Source organism: Janthinobacterium sp. CG3 (assembly GCF_000344615.1).
GTDB lineage: Bacteria > Pseudomonadota > Gammaproteobacteria > Burkholderiales > Burkholderiaceae_D > Janthinobacterium.
The window spans coordinates 4,170,360-4,187,756 of record NZ_KB467824.1 but is presented as its reverse complement, the minus strand read 5'-3'; the positions used below and the strand labels follow the sequence as shown (position 1 = coordinate 4,187,756).

Sequence of the window (17,397 nt, the reverse complement as noted above, 5' to 3'; positions counted from 1 at the left end):
CGAATCACGCCCTGTACCTTAAGCCAAGCCCTGCATAGCCTCGCCAGAACGACCCACTTGATCCGCAAAGAGATTCGGGAATTCACCTTGAGCCAGGCCGAACTGGCGCGCTGTTATAACGTGACCCGGCAGACCATCCGCAAGTGGCAGGAACGTGATAGCGCGGAGGACCGTTCGCATCGTCCTGATACCTTACGCACCACGCTGACGCCGGTGCAGGAGGCGATCGTCGTCGAGCTCCGCACCACGCTGTTGCTGCCCACAGACGAGCTGCTGGCCATCTCGCGCGAGTTCATCAATCCTGCTGTCTCCCATGCCGGCCTGGGGCGCCCAGCTAACCGACCTGGTGGCTCAGGAGAGCGGCGAGCCGGCCAGGAAAAAAACCTTCTAAGACTATGAACCGGGATTTATTCACATCGACATCAAGTACCTGCCGCAGATGCCGGTCGAGTCATCGCGGCGCTACCTGCGTCGCCATCGACCGGGCCACACGTTGGGTCTTCATGGAGATCTATGCCGACCAGTCCGATAGCAGCAGCGTCGACTTCCTGAGCGAGGTCAAGAGCGCCTGCCCAGTCAAGATCGTCAGGCTGTTGACCGACAACGGGAGCCAGTTCACTGACCGCTACACCAGCAGGACGAAAGACGCTGATGGCAAGCGGATACCGACTGGCAAGCATGTGTTCGATCGACTCTGCAAACAATAAGGCATTGAGCACAGACTCATCCCACCACGCCATCCGCAAACAATCGGCATGGTCGAACGCTTTAACGGGCGCATCAGCGAGATCGTCGGCCAGACGAGGTTCGCGTCTGCGGCGGAACTTGAGTCGACCCTACGCGGCTATTTGAAGATCTACAACAACAGCATTCCGCAGCGCGCATCAAACCATATGACACCGATTCAGGCTCTCAAAGACTGGCAGGCAAAGAAGCCTGAATTGTTCGTTAAGCGCGTGTACAACCAAGCGGGGTGACACGACATCTATCCTGACACAGGGGGTAGAAGACTCTCGAAACCACACAAATCATGTCTGAAACGTCCTAAACAATTGATCCAGAAAAAATGCTGACGGTCCGGTGATTCCTTAGTTTCACTGAGCTGAGGTCAAGCTGCTCGTCGTCAAGACGTCACTCTGGTGGTTTAAAAGACAACCAGCGATCTAGTGAATCGTTCCCAGCGACATCAAGTTCAGCGGATACGCGCTCAATATGAATATTTTTGCTAGTCGTGAATTTCTCATAAGCAGTCCAAAATTCTTCAATTTCTTTTGTTAGTTTTGTTATTTCGGCATTTCTTTCGTAAACAGGAACCAAGACATCTTGAATGATGTCCCATTTTATCCTTCCCCGATTCATGCCTGTTGTCGAAGAAAAAATATCACCTAAAATTTCTTTTGTTCTTAATAGATTCCAATAAAAAACTGCGCATTCCTTAGATGGCGATGTCAGTATTGTGTATTCATTTGAGACAAATTTCCCTGCATGATGCGGTGGAACAACACTAATTGCCCCGCGACCAAAACCCATATTCGATATAAGCAAATCCCACTGTTTTACTTTATAAAGTTTAGAATATGAAGAATCAGCCCCGTCCAATACCTCACCGTCATTAATTTCACCGTCGTAATTAACAATTAATAGCGGGTACTCATCTTCTTCTTCTACTTTTTCTGATCGATCTGTTGCGGGTGAAAGGATGCTGCCTAATCGATTAACTTTGTAACCACCAGCTACCCAGGTTGACGCTTTACGTCCACGGTCATTGATGCAATACTTTACATCGAGCCTATCTAGGCAATTAGAAAATTGGACGACATATTCGCCATTGACACCAGCAACGTACGCGTTGTAGTCGGCAACCATACGGTTTTGCTCTTCGATTTTGGCATTCTCAAGGTCAAGGACCTTTATGCCGATTCGTTTGGCCGTTTTCGATTCAATGCCAAGATAAATTGATGATGCCATGAAGACATCTTGTTGCGTTTCCTCTTCAATTTTCTTGCGGAGTATAATCACTGACGTTTTAACTCGGGCAGAGGCGCGGCGAAATGCATCTCCAGGTAGTGATATGATAGCGTCGATAATAAAGTTCTCGCGAATATAATCACGAACATGAACATAAGAAGATCCAGATAGGACGGAGTCATCAATTACTGCAACAATTTTTCCGTCATCCGTGACCAAATCCTTATAGCGTTCTATAAACATCACACTACTGATAAGCTTATTGACGATTTTTCCGCCTTTTCTATCGCGTGATAGAGCATATTGGTTGAGAATTCGTTCTTGATCTTTATTTTCCCTTGTGTACAGAAGAGAGAAGGGTGGATTGGAAAGAATTAAATCAAATTTTATTTTTTCTTCGGTTATCAAACGCCGTAACTCATCTAACTGTTTGTCAACTTCCAAGCTTTCGGCGCCCACCCGGCCGATTCCTTTATCCAACGAATCTGCATAATAGATATTGCTACCACCATCGCCGTGTAAATACATATTCATGCGTGCAATTTTGTACATGGCTGGATCGCTTCCAGCATCAATGCCATATACACTTTTTGTCTTTATAGTATCGTCCAGTTCTTGACGCTCTTTTGATGTCATTCCCTTTATGGAAGAAGCTTGCAGCAACATTGATGTAAGTGCCGTAATTAAAAATCCACCAGATCCACAGCAGGCATCAAGAATTTTATCGACGTGATTCTTCGACGCGATCGGGCTGCCCAATTCAACCATCAATCCGACAACATCACGCGGCGTAAAAAATTGACCAATGTCTTTTCCGCGGATTGTAGCATCCAGAAATGTCTCAAACATTCTGCCATGAACATCTTCTTCCATGCCAAATAAGTCAACATGTTCAATCTCTTTAACAACTTTTTTTAAAGTCCCAGAAGACAGATTTATTTGGTCACTGCCATCAAAAAATCTTTTTTTCTTTCCAGATAAAATGTCTTTTTCAAGCTCTAAAATCAAGGTTCGAAATAATATGTCATTTATAGGATTGGCAACTTCTGTTTGACTAACAATCCAATGTTGTGAGAAAACAACGTCTTTATATTTCGGTGATGGAGACATACCAAGCTTTGCGTGGATGTCCTTGTCTTTCCGAATTTTCACAAAAAAGATCTTTATAAGTTCCTGAAATGCAGCGCTCGGACCTTTTTTTTCAGCCTGCCATATTTCTTGATGTAGTCTTTGAAATTTAGCAGCAAGTTCTTCCAATGAAATGCACTTAAAATCGAAATTTTGCTGATCGACCTCTTCTTTCAAAGACTCCGACATCCCGCGAATCGATGTGTGGGAAATTAGCGCGATGAGTTTCGTGAGTTGGGAAGACTCAATGTTAAATTCATCAAAATCCATTTCAATTAAATTGTTTTTTTTGTCCCACTGGTAAACTGCCGTCTTTAGACCGTTAGTAAGAACAAAATATTTAACTGGATTGTAGTCAAATTCTTTGTTAATTTCCAAGCAGTAGGAAAAGCATTGATGTTCCCAGTTTTCGATATTTTCGCTTGGGGATTTTGCGTCCACAACAACTGCGGGAATGCCGCCGACTTTTAAGACATAATCCGGCCGATAAAGGGTTTTTTACTACCTTTTCCGACTGCAAATTCGGAAATGCTATCCTTCAGTGATATGTCACTGTCCGCATATCCAAGATATTTTAGCAGTCTGTCAACAAAATATGACTCAACGGTCGCTTCGTTGCTCAGGTCGCTTTTTTTGCAGAAAATATTTTTCAAGTTTTTATTCCTATTGCTAGTACGGTTCGGACTGGCGGGATGCGCTAAGATGTTCACGGATGCAAGATTGTAAAGGAACAGGCGTGGAAACCTAGGTTAAATTTTTTCTATGGTAGAGTGGAGGAGCGCTTGAAGAGGCAGACAGCATGGAGCAAGAGCGATGATCTCCAAGATCGCTCCCAGTGCGCTCACACCATGCACACGATGCTCAGTGGCGCCGAAGAAGCGCTCTCGTTGCGTCAAACGCTCTATTTTGTCGTTCGATGATCTGCCCTGCATCACATCAATACATTAACGCTGAGGTGTCCCATCCCGGCGTCGCCCACCTGCTCAGGCGAGAAGGCATACTTTCTCAACACAACGATTGCCAAACACCTTGCCCGGAGAAATGGTGTCCAGCAAGTATCAAAACGAATCAACTATACACTTTCCGAAAAGTCCTATGTACTTTCCTTACACAATCGTGAAGGGGAACAAAATGGGCGCAGGACAAACGGTAGGATATATCCGGGTTTCAAGCGTCGGCCAAAACACCGCATGCCAACTCGACGGCCTGCCCCTTGATAAAGTCTTCCAAGATAAATGCAGCGGCAGCGATACGAACCGCCCAGCGCTTCAGGCGATGCTTTCGCATGTCCGCGAAGGCGACACGGTGCTAGTCCATGAAATCAGCCGCTTGGCGCGCAATACCGCTGACCTGCTGGCGCTGGTCAAACAGTTGACGGACAAGGGTGTGAGCATCACGTTCAAAAAAGAGGGACTGACCTTCACCGCCGACAAGACCAGCGCGATGAACCAGATGTTGCTGACCATGCTCGGCGCGGTATCCTCCTTCGAGTTGGCCATGATAAATGAGCGCCGCGCCGAGGGGCAGGCCCGTGCCTGCGCCAATGGCAAGCATATGGGTCGTTCCGCTAAGCTCAGCGCCGCCCAGGTTGCATCGATTCGCCAGCGCGCCGTTACGGAGAGCAAGACCGCTCTAGCCGAGGAATACGGCGTGAGCAGGGCCACGCTGTACTCCGCCATCAAGGCCGTATAGAGAACACTGGCCACGCCGTCGGCCGCTAGACCCGCATTAAGCTGGACGCCGGATGGCGGCTTAATGTGGACGCTGCTTTTTGAGCTACCTAGTCAATCCGCGAAGGAATCTGCCCGTCAGTCTTTATTTTATCCACAACTTTATCAAAATCTGAAGTGAACTCTTTGTCCTGAATGGTACGGAATTTGGCGTACTCAACTTCAGCAAGTTTCTTCGCTGCATCTGCTGATACATGGCCAGCGCCGTCCAAAACTTCGTACTCGTTAAACTTCAAAAAGTCGTCTAGCTTTTTAGTCCACGCTTCCATCGTCATAGCTTTCTGGCGCTCTGCCATGCCTTCGGCGAAGTCGAGGTACTGTGAAACTAAGCGATTCATATTTCTTAGTTCTGGTTCACTGAGATAGTTTTTGGCAACTGCTATATCAGTTTTCAGAATTTTCCCGCCTGCCTTCTCATTTCTCCAGGCTGTAAGGCCCATGTTTGGCTTCCCAGCATCTGAGCGTAGTTTGACCAATTCGGATGCCGTGTTGCCATGGATGGCAAAATGAAACTTGTTCTGCACGGTAGCGTAAAAGACCTGCGTGATAGGCGCATTCTTGTCGTAGTCAATGCTGCACTGCGCATACAGGTCTGTTATTTTTTGATAGAAACGCCGCTCTGATGCCCGAATCTCCCGGATGCGTTCGAGCAGTTCGTCAAAATAGTCTTTGCCGAACAACTTGCTTCCTTGCTTCAACCTATCATCGTTTAGCGCAAAGCCCTTCACCAAATACTCTTTCAGCACCGAAGAGGCCCAAATCCTGAATTGTGTTGCTTGCGCGGAATTTATTCTGTAACCGACAGAAATGATAGCGTCCAGATTATAGAAATTTGTGAGGTACGCCTTCCCGTCTGCGGCAGTTATCCGGAATTTCCGGATAACTGAATCTTCAACTAACTCATTGGTTTTAAAGATGTTTTGCAGATGCTCGCTGACTGTCCTAACGTCAACTCCAAAGATTTCCCCCATCCCCTTTTGCGAAGCCCAGACGGTTTCGTCGCCGAGCACTACTTGCACCTTTACGTTTCCGTCGGGTGCGGCGTAGAACAGAAATTGGGAGGTGTTCTCGATATCGGTGTTCATGGTATCCGTTCCCCAAAGAATATGATTTAACGGGCGCATCACCCACCCTGCGTTTCGCCGGTTTTCTTCAATCCGGTTACACAGCGGTTACATGGAGCATTTGAAGGCACTTCAGAAAAAAAAAGAGTTACAGCCAGAAGCATGTAACCCTTTGATTTTCCAACTAAATTCTGGTGCCGACTGCCGGTTTCGAACTGGCCACCTGATGATTACAAATCAACTGCTCTACCAAATGAGCTAAGTCGGCCTTACTTTGCGATGCGAATTATACCCTACTTAATCCGCGTCAGGGTAGGGCGGCCGCCTTTTTTCGGCGGCTCGTCGTCGCCGGCGGGCGCCGTGCGGGCGTCTTGCTGGCTGCTGCTCGGCACCGACGACAGCATCGGCGCCGGCGCGCTGATTGGCGTGGCGGCAAGCACCGGCTCGCTGCCCGAGGCCGGGCTGTCGGTCGGGCCGGCGGACGGGTCGAAGGAGCCGAGTTGCGGCTCGAACGCCATGCCCTGGCCGTTTTCGTTGGCGTAGATCGCCATCACGTTGTCGACCGGAACGTAGATCTCGCGCGAGACGCCGCCGAAGCGGGCGTGGAAGCGGACGCAGTCGTTGTCCATCTTCAAGCCGCTGGTCGCGCCGAAGCTGATGTTGAGGACGATTTCGCCCTTTTTCACGTATTCCATCGGCACCGTGGTGCCGGCGTCGACCTTGACGGCCAGGTAGGGCGTGTAGCCGCTGTCGGTGCACCATTCGTAGATGGCGCGCAGCATATAGGGTTTGGTTGAGATTTCAGGCATGGTCTTGGCAGGCTGGGAAGCCGGCGCGCCGCCCGCCCGGCGCAGGGCGGGGCGGGCGACGCGCCGATACATCAATACATCAAGTAAACGACGGTGCGGCGGCCGGTGTTAGCGGCGCATCACCTTTTCCGACGGCGTCAGCGCTTCGATATAGGCCGGGCGCGAGAAGATGCGCTCGGCGTACTTCATCAGCGGCGCGGCGGTCTTCGACAGTTCGATGCCGTAGTGGTCCAGGCGCCACAGCAGCGGCGCGACGGCCACGTCGAGCATCGAGAATTCGTCGCCCAGCATGTACTTGTTCTTCAGGAACAGTGGCGCCAGCGTCGTCAGGCGGTCGCGGATTTCCGCGCGCGCCTTGTCGTGGCTCTTGTCGTTGCCCTTGGCGCGTTCGCTTTCAAGCACGTGCACATGGACGAACAACTCTTTTTCAAAGTTGAACAGCATCAGGCGCGCGCGCGCGCGCATCAACGGGTCGGCCGGCATCAGTTGCGGATGCGGGAAGCGCTCGTCGATGTACTCGTTGATAATGTTCGACTCGTACAGGATCAGTTCGCGCTCGACCAGGATCGGCACCTGGCCGTACGGGTTCATCGTCGAAATGTCTTCCGGCTTGTTGAACAGGTCGACGTCGCGCACTTCGAAGTCCATGCCTTTTTCAAACAGGACCAGGCGGCAGCGTTGCGAAAAGGGGCAGGTTGTGCCCGAATAGAGAACCATCATTTTATAGTTCCTTAGAAACAAAGGGGGTGAAGCCGCGAACGGATCACCCCATATCGCTTACCCGCCAGTGCGGGTAGCGCAGAACGAATGCGGTGCAATCAGCACCCTCTTATTTGACTTCTTTCCAGTACGACGCGTTCAGGCGCCACGCCAGCAGCACGAAGCAGGCCATGAACAACAGCACCCACACGCCCAGCTGTTTGCGCTTGGCGGCGGCCGGCTCGGCCATCCACTCCATGTAGGCGACCAGGTCGGCCACGGCGGTGTCGTAGTCAAGCTGGTTCAGCTTGCCCGGCGTGACTTGCTCGAAGCCGACGAACTTGTGCACCGTCTTGCCGGCGTCGTGCGGATCTTTTTCCTCGACCATTTTGACGTTGCGCGCGCCCTGCAGTTCCCACAGCGCATGCGGCATCGCCACGTTCGGCAGCACCAGGTTGTTCCAGCCCGTCGGGCGGGTGTCGTCCTTGTAGAAGGTGCGCAGGTAGGTGTACAGGTAGTCGCCGCCGGTGCCGGCCGACGAGGCCTTGGCGCGCGAGATCACCGACAGGTCGGGCGGTACGGCGCCGAACCATTCCTTGGCGTCCTTCGCCTTCATGCTGGTGGTCATCATTTCGCCGACTTTTTCGCCGGTGAACAGCAGGTTGCTCTTGATCTGGTCTTCGGTCAGGCCGAGGTCCTTCAAGCGGTTGTAGCGCATCGACGAGGCGTTGTGGCAGTTCAGGCAGTAATTGACGAACAACTTGGCGCCGTGCTGCAGGGCCGCCATGTTGGTCGAGCGGTCCGGCGCCTTGTCGAGCGGGTGGCCGCCCTCGTTGGCCATGGCCAGCGCCGGCAGCAGTGCCAGGATGGCGAGCAGTTTTTTCGGAAAATTCATGTCATGTCCTTTGATCTTGGCGTCTGTCGTCGATTAGTGCGGATGGAAGGTCACGCGCGACGGCACGGTCTTGAACCTGCCCATGGCACTCCACCACGGCATCAGCAGGAAGAAGCTAAAGTAGATCAGCGTGCACACTTGCGAGACGATGGTCTTGGTGTCGGTCGGCGCCTGGGTGCCCAGGTAGCCGAGGATCAGGAACGACAGGCCGAAGACCATGTACACGTATTTGTGCCAGTCCGGACGGTAACGGATCGACTTGACCTTCGAGTGGTCCAGCCAAGGCAGCGCCGCCAGGATCATCACCGACGAACCGAACAGCACCACGCCCCAGAACTTCGCGTCCAGCACCGACGGCAGCATGCCGACGATGGCCAGCAGCGCGACCACGGCGATAACCGCCTTGAGCGCCAGCGACAGGCGCGACTTGAGCCAGATGAACACGACGTAGGCGGCGACGGCGGCCATCAGCACGTACATGAAGTCGGCCGTGGTGGCGCGCAGCACCGAGTAGAACGGCGTGAAGTACCAGGTCGGGGCGATGTGCAGCGGGGTTTTCAGCGAATCGCCCGGCAGGAAGTTGTTGTACTCCAGGAAGTAGCCGCCCATTTCCGGCGCGAAGAACACCACGGCGCTGAAGATGGTCAGGAAGATCGACACGCCGAACAGGTCGTGCACCGTGTAGTAAGGGTGCGAAGGGATCGAATCGAGCGGGTGGCCGTCGGCGCCCAGGTTGTCTTTCACTTCGATGCCGTCCGGGTTGCTCGAACCGACTTCGTGCAGCGCGATCAAATGCGCGGCGACCAGGCCCAGCAGGACCAGCGGAATGGCGATCACGTGGAAGGCGAAAAAGCGGTTCAGGGTGGCGTCGGAGACCACGTAGTCGCCGCGGATCCACAGCGACAGGTCGGGACCGATCAGCGGAATGGCGCCGAACAGGTTGACGATCACTTGCGCGCCCCAGTACGACATCTGGCCCCAGGGCAGCAGGTAGCCGAAGAAGGCTTCCGCCATCAGGCACAGGAAGATGGCGAAGCCGAACAGCCAGATCAGTTCGCGCGGTTTGCGGTAGGAACCGTACAGCAGGCCGCGCGTCATGTGCAGGTAGACGATGATGAAGAAGGCCGAGGCGCCGGTCGAGTGCATATAGCGCACCAGCCAGCCCCACGGCACTTCGCGCATGATGTACTCGACCGAGCCGAAGGCCAGGTTGGCGTCGGGCTTGTAGTGCATCGTCAGGAAGATGCCGGTGACGATCTGCAGCACCAGCACCAGCATCGCCAGCGAGCCGAAGATATACCAGAAGTTGAAGTTCTTCGGCGCGTAGTACTTGCCCCACTGGTCGTTCCACAGCTTGGTCAGCGGGAAGCGGTCGTCGACCCAGCCCAAAGCCTTGGCGGCGGCCGGCGCGTCGGCCGGGAATGTGGTTTCTTTAAAAGCGGCCATGATTACGCCTCACCTTTCTGGTCTTTGCCGATAACCAATTTGGTATCGCTCAAATACATGTGGCGCGGCACTTGCAGATTGTCCGGCGCGGGCTTGTTCTTGAAAACCCGGCCGGCCATGTCGAAGGTCGAACCGTGGCACGGGCACAGGAAGCCGCCCTCCCAGTCGTCCGGCAGCGAAGGCTGCGGGCCGGGCGTGAATTTGGTCGACGGCGAGCAGCCCAGGTGGGTGCAGATGCCGACGGCGACGAGGATTTCCGGCTTGATCGAGCGCCATTCGTTGCGGGCGTACTCGGGCGTAAACTCTTCCGGGTTGCGCTTGGAGTCGGCGTCGGCGACCTTGCCGTCGGTTTTCTTGAGCGAGGCGACCATGTCGGGCGTGCGCTTGAGGATCCACACGGGCTTGCCGCGCCATTCGACGGTGACCATCTCGCCCTCTTTCAGGCTGCCGATGTCCACTTCCACCGGCGCGCCGGCGGCTTTCGCCCGTTCCGACGGCTGGAAAGTACTTACCAAGGCCCCTGCGGTGGCCAAACCGACCACACTACCCGCCGCGCACGTAGCGACGAGCAAGCCGCGTCGGCCGGAATCGACCTGCTTTTCGTTACTCATACAAACCCCAATCAGTCAAAATGCGAAATCTTTTTTATGAGGAGCACCCCGAAAACCAGCCCGCATCCCAACCCGGGTTCGTCTGAACCTGACCGGTGCCGAGCTTTTAAAGGTACCCTGAAGCGTCAACATGGCTTCTAGCAACCTTAAATTATAAGGGAAGCGCCGGGCGAATTAAAGCAAAAACGTTGCCCAGCCCGCAATTGGGGCGTTTTGTGGCGCGTTTCGGTCAACTTGACGGCCGAAACGGCGCCGCCGCAAACGCCGGCCGGCCGCAACGCGCCCGCCGCCCGGTTTGGCGTGCGCCCGAATCGATAGTATGATCGTGATGCCGAACGCACAATCAACGGAGAAAATACATGGCAATGATGCAGGAATTCAAGGAATTCGCGATGAAGGGCAACGTCGTCGACCTGGCGGTCGGGGTCATCATCGGCGGCGCCTTCGGCAAGATCGTCGATTCCTTGGTGCAAGACGTGATCATGCCGCCCATCAGCAAGGTCTTTGGCGGACTCGACTTTGCCAACTACTATTTGCCGCTGAACAACCAGGGCACCCAGCTCACCTTGGTCGAAGCCAAGAAGGCCGGCGCGGTTTTCGCCTACGGCAACTTTATTACGATCCTGATCAACTTCCTGATCCTCGCCTTCATCATCTTCCAGATGGTGCGGCTGGTTAACAAGGCGCGCAAGGTCGAGGCGCCGGCGCCGGCTGCCGTGGTGACGCCGGAAGACATCGTGTTGTTGCGCGAAATCCGCGACGCCCTCAAGAAATAAACCGCGGCGCCCGCGCCGCCACCCTGTTGCCGCGCCCCGAGGGCGCGCACCCCTTTCAAAGCGCATATGCGACGACTCTGGCTTTTGTTTGCGCAAACGGTGACCGTGGTTCTGGCACTGTATTTCGTCTATTCCGCGCTGCGGCCGGCGCCGCCGGCAACGGCGACCGCGGCGCCGGCCCCGGCCGCGCCGCCGCTGGCGTCCTACCGCGACGCCGCCGCGCTGGCGATGCCGGCGGTGGTCAACATCCTGACCACCCAGGCGCCCAAGCGCGCCGCCAACCCGATGTTGAAGGACCCGTTCTTCAAGAAGTTCTTCGGCGAGCGCCGCCCCGACGACGACGACGACGACGACGACGCGTCCAGCCTCGGCTCGGGCGTCATCGTCAGCGCCGACGGCTACATCCTGACCAACAACCACGTCGTCGAGGCCGCCGAGCAGATCGAGGTGGTGCTGGCGGACGGGCGCAAGGCGCCGGCCAGGGTGGTCGGCTTGGACCCGGAAACCGACCTGGCGGTGATCAAGGTCGCGCTCGACAAGCTGCCGGTGATGGTCCTCGGCCACGTCGAGCAGGCCAGGGTCGGCGACGTCGTGCTGGCCATCGGCAACCCCTTCGGCGTCGGCCAGACCGTGACGATGGGCATCATCTCTGCGCTCGGACGCAACAACCTGCACATCAACCACTTCGAAAACTTTATCCAGACGGACGCCGCGATCAACTTCGGCAATTCCGGCGGCGCGCTGATCGACGGGCGCGGCAAGCTGCTCGGCATCAACGCGGCGATCTACTCGCAAAGCGGCGGCTCGGTCGGCATCGGCTTCGCCATCCCGGTTTCGACCGTCAAGACGGTGATGGACGAGATCATCAAATCCGGCCACGTGGTGCGCGGCTGGATCGGCGTCGAATCGCAGGACATCACGCCGGAGCTGGCGCACAGCTTCGGCCTGAGCCGGCAAAGCGGCGCCATCATCGCCGGCGTCGTCAAGAACGGCCCGGCCGACCGCGCCGGCATCAAGCCGGGCGACATCCTGCTGGCGGTCGAGGGCAGGGCGGTCGGCGACACCACCGACATGCTGAACCTGATCGCCCAACTGGCCCCCGGCGGAAAAGCTAAAATGACGCTGCTGCGCAAGAGCCGCGAGGCGACCCTCGACGTCGTCGTCGGCAAGCGCCCGCCCACCAACCCGCCCTGACAGGAACGCGATTCATGCATTTGCGCGATTTGACCCAATTTTTGAACGAACTGAGCGAGAACAACAACCGGCCCTGGTTCATCATGAACAAGCCGCGCTACGACATCCTGCGCGAGGAATTCCTGGCCGTCGTCACCGGCCTGATCGCCGAGCTGGGCAAGTTCGACCCGGCGGTCAAGTTCTGCAACCCGAAAAAGGCGCTGTTCCGCATCAACCGCGACGTCCGCTTCGCCCACGACAAGCGGCCGTACAAGACGCGTTTTTCGGCCGCCATCGCGCCCAACGACATGCGCCGCCCCAGCATGGCGGCCGGACCGACCTTTTACCTGCAAATCGAGGGTAGCGGCAAGCTGCTGTTCGGCGCCGGCGAATACATGCCGCCGGCCGGGCGCCTGCGCGCCATCCGCGAGCATATGCTCAACGACGCGCCGGGTTTGGGCAAAGTACTGAAGAATAGGCGCTTGCGCCAGACCTTCGGCAGCTTCCAGGACGAGGGCAAGCTGATGCGCCCGCCGAAGGGCTTCCCGGCCGACGCCGAGCACATCGAACTGATCAAGCTGAAGAGCTTTTTCGTCTGGACCGAGGTGGCGCTGGACTTGAACGCGCCGGAGCTGCTGCTGCCGACGCTGGCCGCCGGCTTGAAGGACGCGCTGCCGCTGGTGACCTGGTTGCGCGGCGCCAAGGAACAGCAAGAGCCGGAAGAGTAGCAAAGGCGTAGCAAAGGCGTAGCAGGGGAGTAGCGGCAGGACCAACCAACTTAAAAGGAGCGACACCATGGCATTGCCACATGCGGGGTCCGGCGAACTGATCGCGGTGCAGCACGGCGACGACGACCTGTCCCAGTTTTCCGCGATCGCGCTGGCCAAAACCGCCGAGATGGAATTGATCCGCATGACCCTGCCCAAAGGCAAGGTCATGCCGGAACACCATGTGCCGGGGGAAATCAGCCTGCTGTGCCTGCGCGGCGAGGTCGCGCTGGACGCCCACGGCCGCAGCCAGGCGCTGCGCGCCGGCCAGATGGTCTACCTGAACGGCGGCCAGGCGCACGCGCTGCGCGCCGAAGCCGACAGCCTGCTGCTGCTGACCATCCTGCTGGACAAGGGCCCCGGCCACGCCTAGGTCGGCGCCGGCGCGCCGCTTGCCCGATTCACACCCAAGGCAAACAGCCGGGGTCGGACGCCCTTGGTGTTGATTGTTTCAGCCTCAAGCGGCCTCGTCGCGCGGATCGCGCGCCAGCAGGCGCTTCACCATTTCATGCGGCAAGTCGCCGTCGAACAGCACGCCGGCCACCGCGTTGGTGATCGGCATCTCCACGCCCAGGGTGCGGGCCAGTTCGCGCACCGCCCTGGCGCAGGGGACGCCCTCGGCCACGTGGCCCAGTTCGGCCACGATGGCGGCCAGCGGCTTGCCCTGCGCCAGGCCGAGCCCGACCCGGCGGTTGCGCGACAGGTCGCCGGTGCAGGTCAGGATCAAGTCGCCCATGCCGGTCAAGCCCATGAAGGTTTCGGCCTGGCCGCCCAGGGCGGCGCCGAGCCGGGTCATTTCCGCCAGGCCGCGGGTGATCAGCGCGGCGCGCGCGTTCAAGCCCAGGCCCAGGCCGTCGGCGATACCGGTGGCGATGGCCAGGATGTTCTTGACCGCGCCGCCAACCTCGACGCCCACCAGGTCGTCGCTGGCGTACACCCGGATATTGCCGCCGTGCAAAGCGGCGACGACGTCGTCGCGCAGCTGCGCCGAGTCCGAGGCGATGGTCAGCGCGCACGGCAGGCCGCGCGCCACTTCCTGCGCGAACGACGGCCCCAGCAGCGCGCCGCCGGCGACCCGATCGCCCAGCACCTGGGCGACGATCTGGTGCGGCAGCAAGCCGCTGCCGTTCTCGAAACCCTTGCACAGCCAGACCAGCTTGTGAACCGCGCGCGCGCGCAACTGTTCCAGCAGCGGCCGCAGGCCGGCCACCGGGCAGGCCGCGATCAGCAGCGCGCCGGGGCCGCTGGCGTGGGCCAGCGCTTGCTCGAAGTCGGCACCGACGCGCAGCCCGGGCGGCAGCGTGAAGCCGGGCAAATACGCGTTTTCGCGCTGCGCCGCCATCGCCTGCATGGTGGCGGCGTTGCGGCCCCACAGCAGCACGTCGTGCCGCCCGGCGCAGGCGATCGCCACGGCGGTGCCCCAGGCGCCGGCGCCCAGCACGCTGACGTTGCGCCGTTCGGGCGCGGCCGGGGAGGGGGAAATAGCGGAGTCTTGCATAGGGCCTCGGACGGTGATGGCGTTAAACGGGCGCGCCGGCAGCGCCGACAATCAACCCAAGGCAAAGAGCCGGGGTCGGACCCCAGGGTCTGAGGGTGGGACGGCGGCCTTGATTGGGCGGGCTAGATGCCCCAGACGTCGCCGCTCTTCACGTAACCGTTCAAGCCGTCCTTGTGGCGCACCTTGACCCAGCCGGAGCTGCCGGCCTCGGTCACTTCCAGCAAAACGCCCTTGTCGGCGATGAACACCGGGGCCGACGCCTCGTCGGCGGCGCTGCGCACCTTCAGCGCGGCCGTGCGCACCACCACGTTGCGGCGGCTGCTCAGCACTTTCGCTTCGGTCCAGGCCATGTCGCCGCTGACGTCGCGCACCTTGACCCATTCGCCGTAGCTGAGCACCACTTCGAGCGGCATGCCGCGCGGCGCGATAAACAATTTGCCGCTTTTGGTGGAGGGGGCGTCGTACAGGATCGCCGGGGCCGCGCCCACCGTTTTGAAATCGAACGCGTGGCCGGCGGCTGCCGCCAGCATCAGCGTCGCGCCTGCGATCCAACGGGGAATGCTCATAACCGGACTTTCAATAGCGGTGAATCTGGAAAACGCGGCGCCGGCGCCACTGCGGCGCCGGCGCGGGGCGGACGACTTAGTGGGTTGCCGCGCCGGCCGCTGGCGCGGCGGCGGCGGCGTCGGCCACCGCTTGCAGGCGCTGCTGGTAGAACACTTCGAAATTGATTTCAGCCAGGTGCACGGGCGGGAAGCCGGCGCGGGTGATGACGTCGGCGATGTTGGCGCGCAGGTAAGGGTAGATGATGTTCGGGCAGCCGATTCCCAGCAGCGGGTCGAGCTGGTCCGCGGGGATGTTGCGCGCTTCAAAGATACCGGCTTGCTTGCCTTCAACCAGGAACGCGACCTTGTCCTTGATTTTGGCGGTGACGGTGATCGTCACGGTCGATTCGAAAATGCCGTCGGCCAGCGGCTCGGCGCTGACGTCGAGCGCCACTTCGATGGCCGGCGCTTCTTGTTCCAGGAAGATCGACGGCGAGTTCGGCTGTTCCAGCGACATGTCTTTCAGGTAGACGCGTTGGATTTGGAATACGGGTTGCAGGTTTTCGTCGGACATGGAACGCTTTCGTTATAGGGGAAAAGAACGGCAGCTGCCGTTCAGATGGGTAACTGAGTCAGGCACACGATCGGCTCTAGCCCCGCGCAAAGTGGCAGCACCGCGCGGGCACAAGTCGGAAGTGAGGGCAATTGTATCAAAACCAATACCCCGCGCCGGACAATTTACGCGCCCTTGAGCAGCGCGTCGAGTCCGCCGGCCTGGTCGAGCGCGTACAAATCGTCGAAACCGCCGACGTGGGTGTCGCCGATGTAGATTTGCGGCACGGTGCGGCGGCCGGTTTTCTGCATCATCAGCGCGCGCTGCTCGGGGTCGAGGTCGACGCGGATCTTTTCAATCTCGGTCACGCCTTTGGCTTCGAGCAGGCGCTCGGCGCGCACGCAGTACGGGCACACGGCGGTGCTGTAGAGGAGGACATGGGCTGTCATGGCTGGTTTTCCTTGTGGTGTGTACTTATTTGGCGAGCGGCAAACCGGCCGCCTGCCATGCCGTGACGCCGCCGTCGAGGCTGACGACGTCCGCAAAGCCGGCCTTGGCCAGCACCTTGGCGGCCAGCGGCGAGCGCACGCCCTTCTGGCACACCAGCACGACGGTCTTGCTCTTCGACTTGTCGAGTTCGCCAACCCGGCCCACCAGCTCGGTCAGCGGAATGTTTTTGGCGTCGCGCAGGTGGCCGTTGGCGAAGGCGGCCGTGTCGCGCACGTCCAGCACCAGGCTTTTGCCGCGGTTGATCATCTGCGTCACCTCCAGCGGCGAGGCGCGCTTGCCGCGCATGCTCAGGGCCGGCCACAGCAGGGCGCCGCCGGAAATGACGACGATACCGACGAGAAAAATGTGTTCAATAATGAAATTCACGGGTGTCCAATGGTTTAAGTCAATCCGCGCATTATAAAATAGAAGCTGGAACTGTTAAGCCCTAGCTTGCTTTTTGCCTCAAACCCCATTAAAAGATTGCAGACTGACATGTATAAAATCGTTTTCATGCGTCACGGCGAGTCCACCTGGAACCTCGATAACCGCTTCACCGGCTGGACCGACGTCGATCTGACGGAAAAGGGCGTCAACGAGGCGGGCGCCGCCGGCCGTATCCTGAAGGACGCCGGCTTCACCTTCGACTTGGCCTACACCTCGGTGTTGAAGCGCGCCATCCGCACGCTGTGGCTGTCGCTGGACGCGATGGACCTGATGTGGTTGCCAATCAAGCACGACTGGCGCCTGAACGAGCGCCACTACGGCGCGCTGCAGGGCCTCGACAAGGCCGAGACCGCCGCCAAGTACGGCGACGAGCAAGTGCTGGTGTGGCGCCGCAGCTACGACACGCCGCCGCCGGCGCTGGCCGAGGACGACGAACGCGCCTGCTTCAACGACCGGCGCTACGCCGGCTTGCCGAAGTCGGCCGTTCCGCTGACCGAATGCCTGAAAGACACCGTGGCGCGCGTCATGCCGGCCTGGGACGAGGAAATCGCCCCGGCCATCCGCGCCGGCAAGCGCATCCTCATTTCGGCCCACGGCAACAGCCTGCGCGCGCTGATCAAGATGCTCGACGGCATCAGCGACGCCGACATCGTCGGCCTGAACATTCCCAACGGCCAGCCGCTGGTGTACGAGCTCGACGCCGACCTGAAACCGATCCGCAGCTACTACCTGGGCGACCAGGAGGCGATCGCCGCGGCCATGCGCGCCGTGGCGAACCAAGGGAAGGCCAAGTAACTTT

The 17,397-nt window shown here is 58.2% G+C and carries 18 protein-coding genes, 1 tRNA gene and 2 pseudogenes; 7 read left to right on the top strand and 14 right to left on the bottom strand.

The features are described 5' to 3' along the window. The first annotated feature begins 3 nt into the window (after nt 1-3). Nucleotides 4-977, top strand: a pseudogene (locus JANGC3_RS31755) (DDE-type integrase/transposase/recombinase). Nucleotides 978-1,131: 154 nt separating this feature from the next. Here JANGC3_RS31755 and JANGC3_RS31750 read toward each other — a convergent pair. Both JANGC3_RS31750 and JANGC3_RS34145 read right to left on the bottom strand, forming a co-directional pair. Next, nucleotides 1,132-3,078, bottom strand: a complete 1,947-nt coding sequence (locus tag JANGC3_RS31750) for an HsdM family class I SAM-dependent methyltransferase (RefSeq protein WP_442905268.1) — start codon at nt 3,076-3,078, stop codon at nt 1,132-1,134. A gap of 327 nt (nt 3,079-3,405) precedes the next feature. After that, nucleotides 3,406-3,570, bottom strand: a pseudogene (locus JANGC3_RS34145) (hypothetical protein); the annotation flags it as partial. A gap of 621 nt (nt 3,571-4,191) precedes the next feature. On the opposite strand from JANGC3_RS34145, the gene JANGC3_RS0118505 reads away from it, so the two are divergent. Beyond that, complete coding sequence (locus tag JANGC3_RS0118505) at nt 4,192-4,788, top strand: recombinase family protein (RefSeq protein WP_017877979.1); 597 nt, start codon at nt 4,192-4,194, stop codon at nt 4,786-4,788. An 88-nt stretch (nt 4,789-4,876) separates the two neighbouring features. Here JANGC3_RS0118505 and JANGC3_RS0118500 read toward each other — a convergent pair whose 3' ends face one another. From JANGC3_RS0118500 to petA, 7 genes are all read right to left on the bottom strand, one after another. Further along, the gene (locus JANGC3_RS0118500) at nt 4,877-5,911 is read right to left on the bottom strand and encodes a virulence RhuM family protein (RefSeq protein WP_017877978.1); all 1,035 of its coding nucleotides are present in this window, start codon (nt 5,909-5,911) and stop codon (nt 4,877-4,879) included. Nucleotides 5,912-6,082: 171 nt separating this feature from the next. Next, nucleotides 6,083-6,158: transfer RNA gene (locus JANGC3_RS0118495), tRNA-Thr, on the bottom strand. Between the two features lie 25 nt (nt 6,159-6,183). Next, nucleotides 6,184-6,699, bottom strand: coding sequence for a ClpXP protease specificity-enhancing factor (locus JANGC3_RS0118490; RefSeq protein ID WP_026133161.1), 516 nt, complete (start codon nt 6,697-6,699; stop codon nt 6,184-6,186). 108 nt (nt 6,700-6,807) lie between these two features. Then, nucleotides 6,808-7,419, bottom strand: a complete 612-nt coding sequence (locus JANGC3_RS0118485; protein WP_017877976.1) for a glutathione S-transferase N-terminal domain-containing protein — start codon at nt 7,417-7,419, stop codon at nt 6,808-6,810. 109 nt (nt 7,420-7,528) lie between these two features. Then, the gene (locus tag JANGC3_RS0118480; RefSeq protein WP_017877975.1) at nt 7,529-8,293 is read right to left on the bottom strand and encodes a cytochrome c1; all 765 of its coding nucleotides are present in this window, start codon (nt 8,291-8,293) and stop codon (nt 7,529-7,531) included. Between the two features lie 33 nt (nt 8,294-8,326). Beyond that, the gene (locus JANGC3_RS0118475; protein ID WP_017877974.1) at nt 8,327-9,739 is read right to left on the bottom strand and encodes a cytochrome b; all 1,413 of its coding nucleotides are present in this window, start codon (nt 9,737-9,739) and stop codon (nt 8,327-8,329) included. 2 nt (nt 9,740-9,741) lie between these two features. Next, entirely contained in the window at nt 9,742-10,350 is a 609-nt protein-coding gene (petA, locus tag JANGC3_RS0118470; RefSeq protein ID WP_026133160.1) for a ubiquinol-cytochrome c reductase iron-sulfur subunit, read from the bottom strand. A 359-nt stretch (nt 10,351-10,709) separates the two neighbouring features. Here petA and mscL point away from each other — a divergent pair, with 359 nt between their 5' ends. From mscL to JANGC3_RS0118450, 4 genes are all read left to right on the top strand, one after another. Beyond that, nucleotides 10,710-11,126, top strand: coding sequence for a large conductance mechanosensitive channel protein MscL (gene mscL / locus JANGC3_RS0118465; RefSeq protein ID WP_026133159.1), 417 nt, complete (start codon nt 10,710-10,712; stop codon nt 11,124-11,126). Nucleotides 11,127-11,192: 66 nt separating this feature from the next. Continuing rightward, complete coding sequence (locus tag JANGC3_RS0118460; RefSeq protein WP_026133158.1) at nt 11,193-12,320, top strand: Do family serine endopeptidase; 1,128 nt, start codon at nt 11,193-11,195, stop codon at nt 12,318-12,320. Between the two features lie 14 nt (nt 12,321-12,334). Next, nucleotides 12,335-13,027: a DUF2461 domain-containing protein gene (locus JANGC3_RS0118455; RefSeq protein ID WP_026133157.1), complete on the top strand. Its 693-nt coding sequence runs from the start codon at nt 12,335-12,337 to the stop codon at nt 13,025-13,027. A gap of 67 nt (nt 13,028-13,094) precedes the next feature. Beyond that, the gene (locus JANGC3_RS0118450; RefSeq protein ID WP_017877969.1) at nt 13,095-13,439 is read left to right on the top strand and encodes a cupin domain-containing protein; all 345 of its coding nucleotides are present in this window, start codon (nt 13,095-13,097) and stop codon (nt 13,437-13,439) included. Between the two features lie 84 nt (nt 13,440-13,523). Here the strand turns inward: JANGC3_RS0118450 and JANGC3_RS0118445 are convergent, their stop codons facing one another. The 5 genes from JANGC3_RS0118445 to JANGC3_RS0118425 form a co-directional block, all read right to left on the bottom strand. Further along, nucleotides 13,524-14,564: an NAD(P)H-dependent glycerol-3-phosphate dehydrogenase gene (locus tag JANGC3_RS0118445; RefSeq protein ID WP_017877968.1), complete on the bottom strand. Its 1,041-nt coding sequence runs from the start codon at nt 14,562-14,564 to the stop codon at nt 13,524-13,526. Between the two features lie 122 nt (nt 14,565-14,686). Then, complete coding sequence (locus tag JANGC3_RS0118440) at nt 14,687-15,130, bottom strand: SH3 domain-containing protein (protein WP_017877967.1); 444 nt, start codon at nt 15,128-15,130, stop codon at nt 14,687-14,689. A gap of 76 nt (nt 15,131-15,206) precedes the next feature. Then, complete coding sequence (secB, locus tag JANGC3_RS0118435; protein WP_017877966.1) at nt 15,207-15,683, bottom strand: protein-export chaperone SecB; 477 nt, start codon at nt 15,681-15,683, stop codon at nt 15,207-15,209. A 164-nt stretch (nt 15,684-15,847) separates the two neighbouring features. Then, entirely contained in the window at nt 15,848-16,111 is a 264-nt protein-coding gene (gene grxC / locus JANGC3_RS0118430; RefSeq protein WP_026133156.1) for a glutaredoxin 3, read from the bottom strand. A gap of 25 nt (nt 16,112-16,136) precedes the next feature. After that, nucleotides 16,137-16,538, bottom strand: coding sequence for a rhodanese-like domain-containing protein (locus tag JANGC3_RS0118425; protein WP_017877964.1), 402 nt, complete (start codon nt 16,536-16,538; stop codon nt 16,137-16,139). A 108-nt stretch (nt 16,539-16,646) separates the two neighbouring features. Here JANGC3_RS0118425 and gpmA point away from each other — a divergent pair, with 108 nt between their 5' ends. Then, complete coding sequence (gene gpmA, locus JANGC3_RS0118420) at nt 16,647-17,393, top strand: 2,3-diphosphoglycerate-dependent phosphoglycerate mutase (RefSeq protein WP_017877963.1); 747 nt, start codon at nt 16,647-16,649, stop codon at nt 17,391-17,393. The last annotated feature ends 4 nt before the right edge of the window (nt 17,394-17,397 follow it).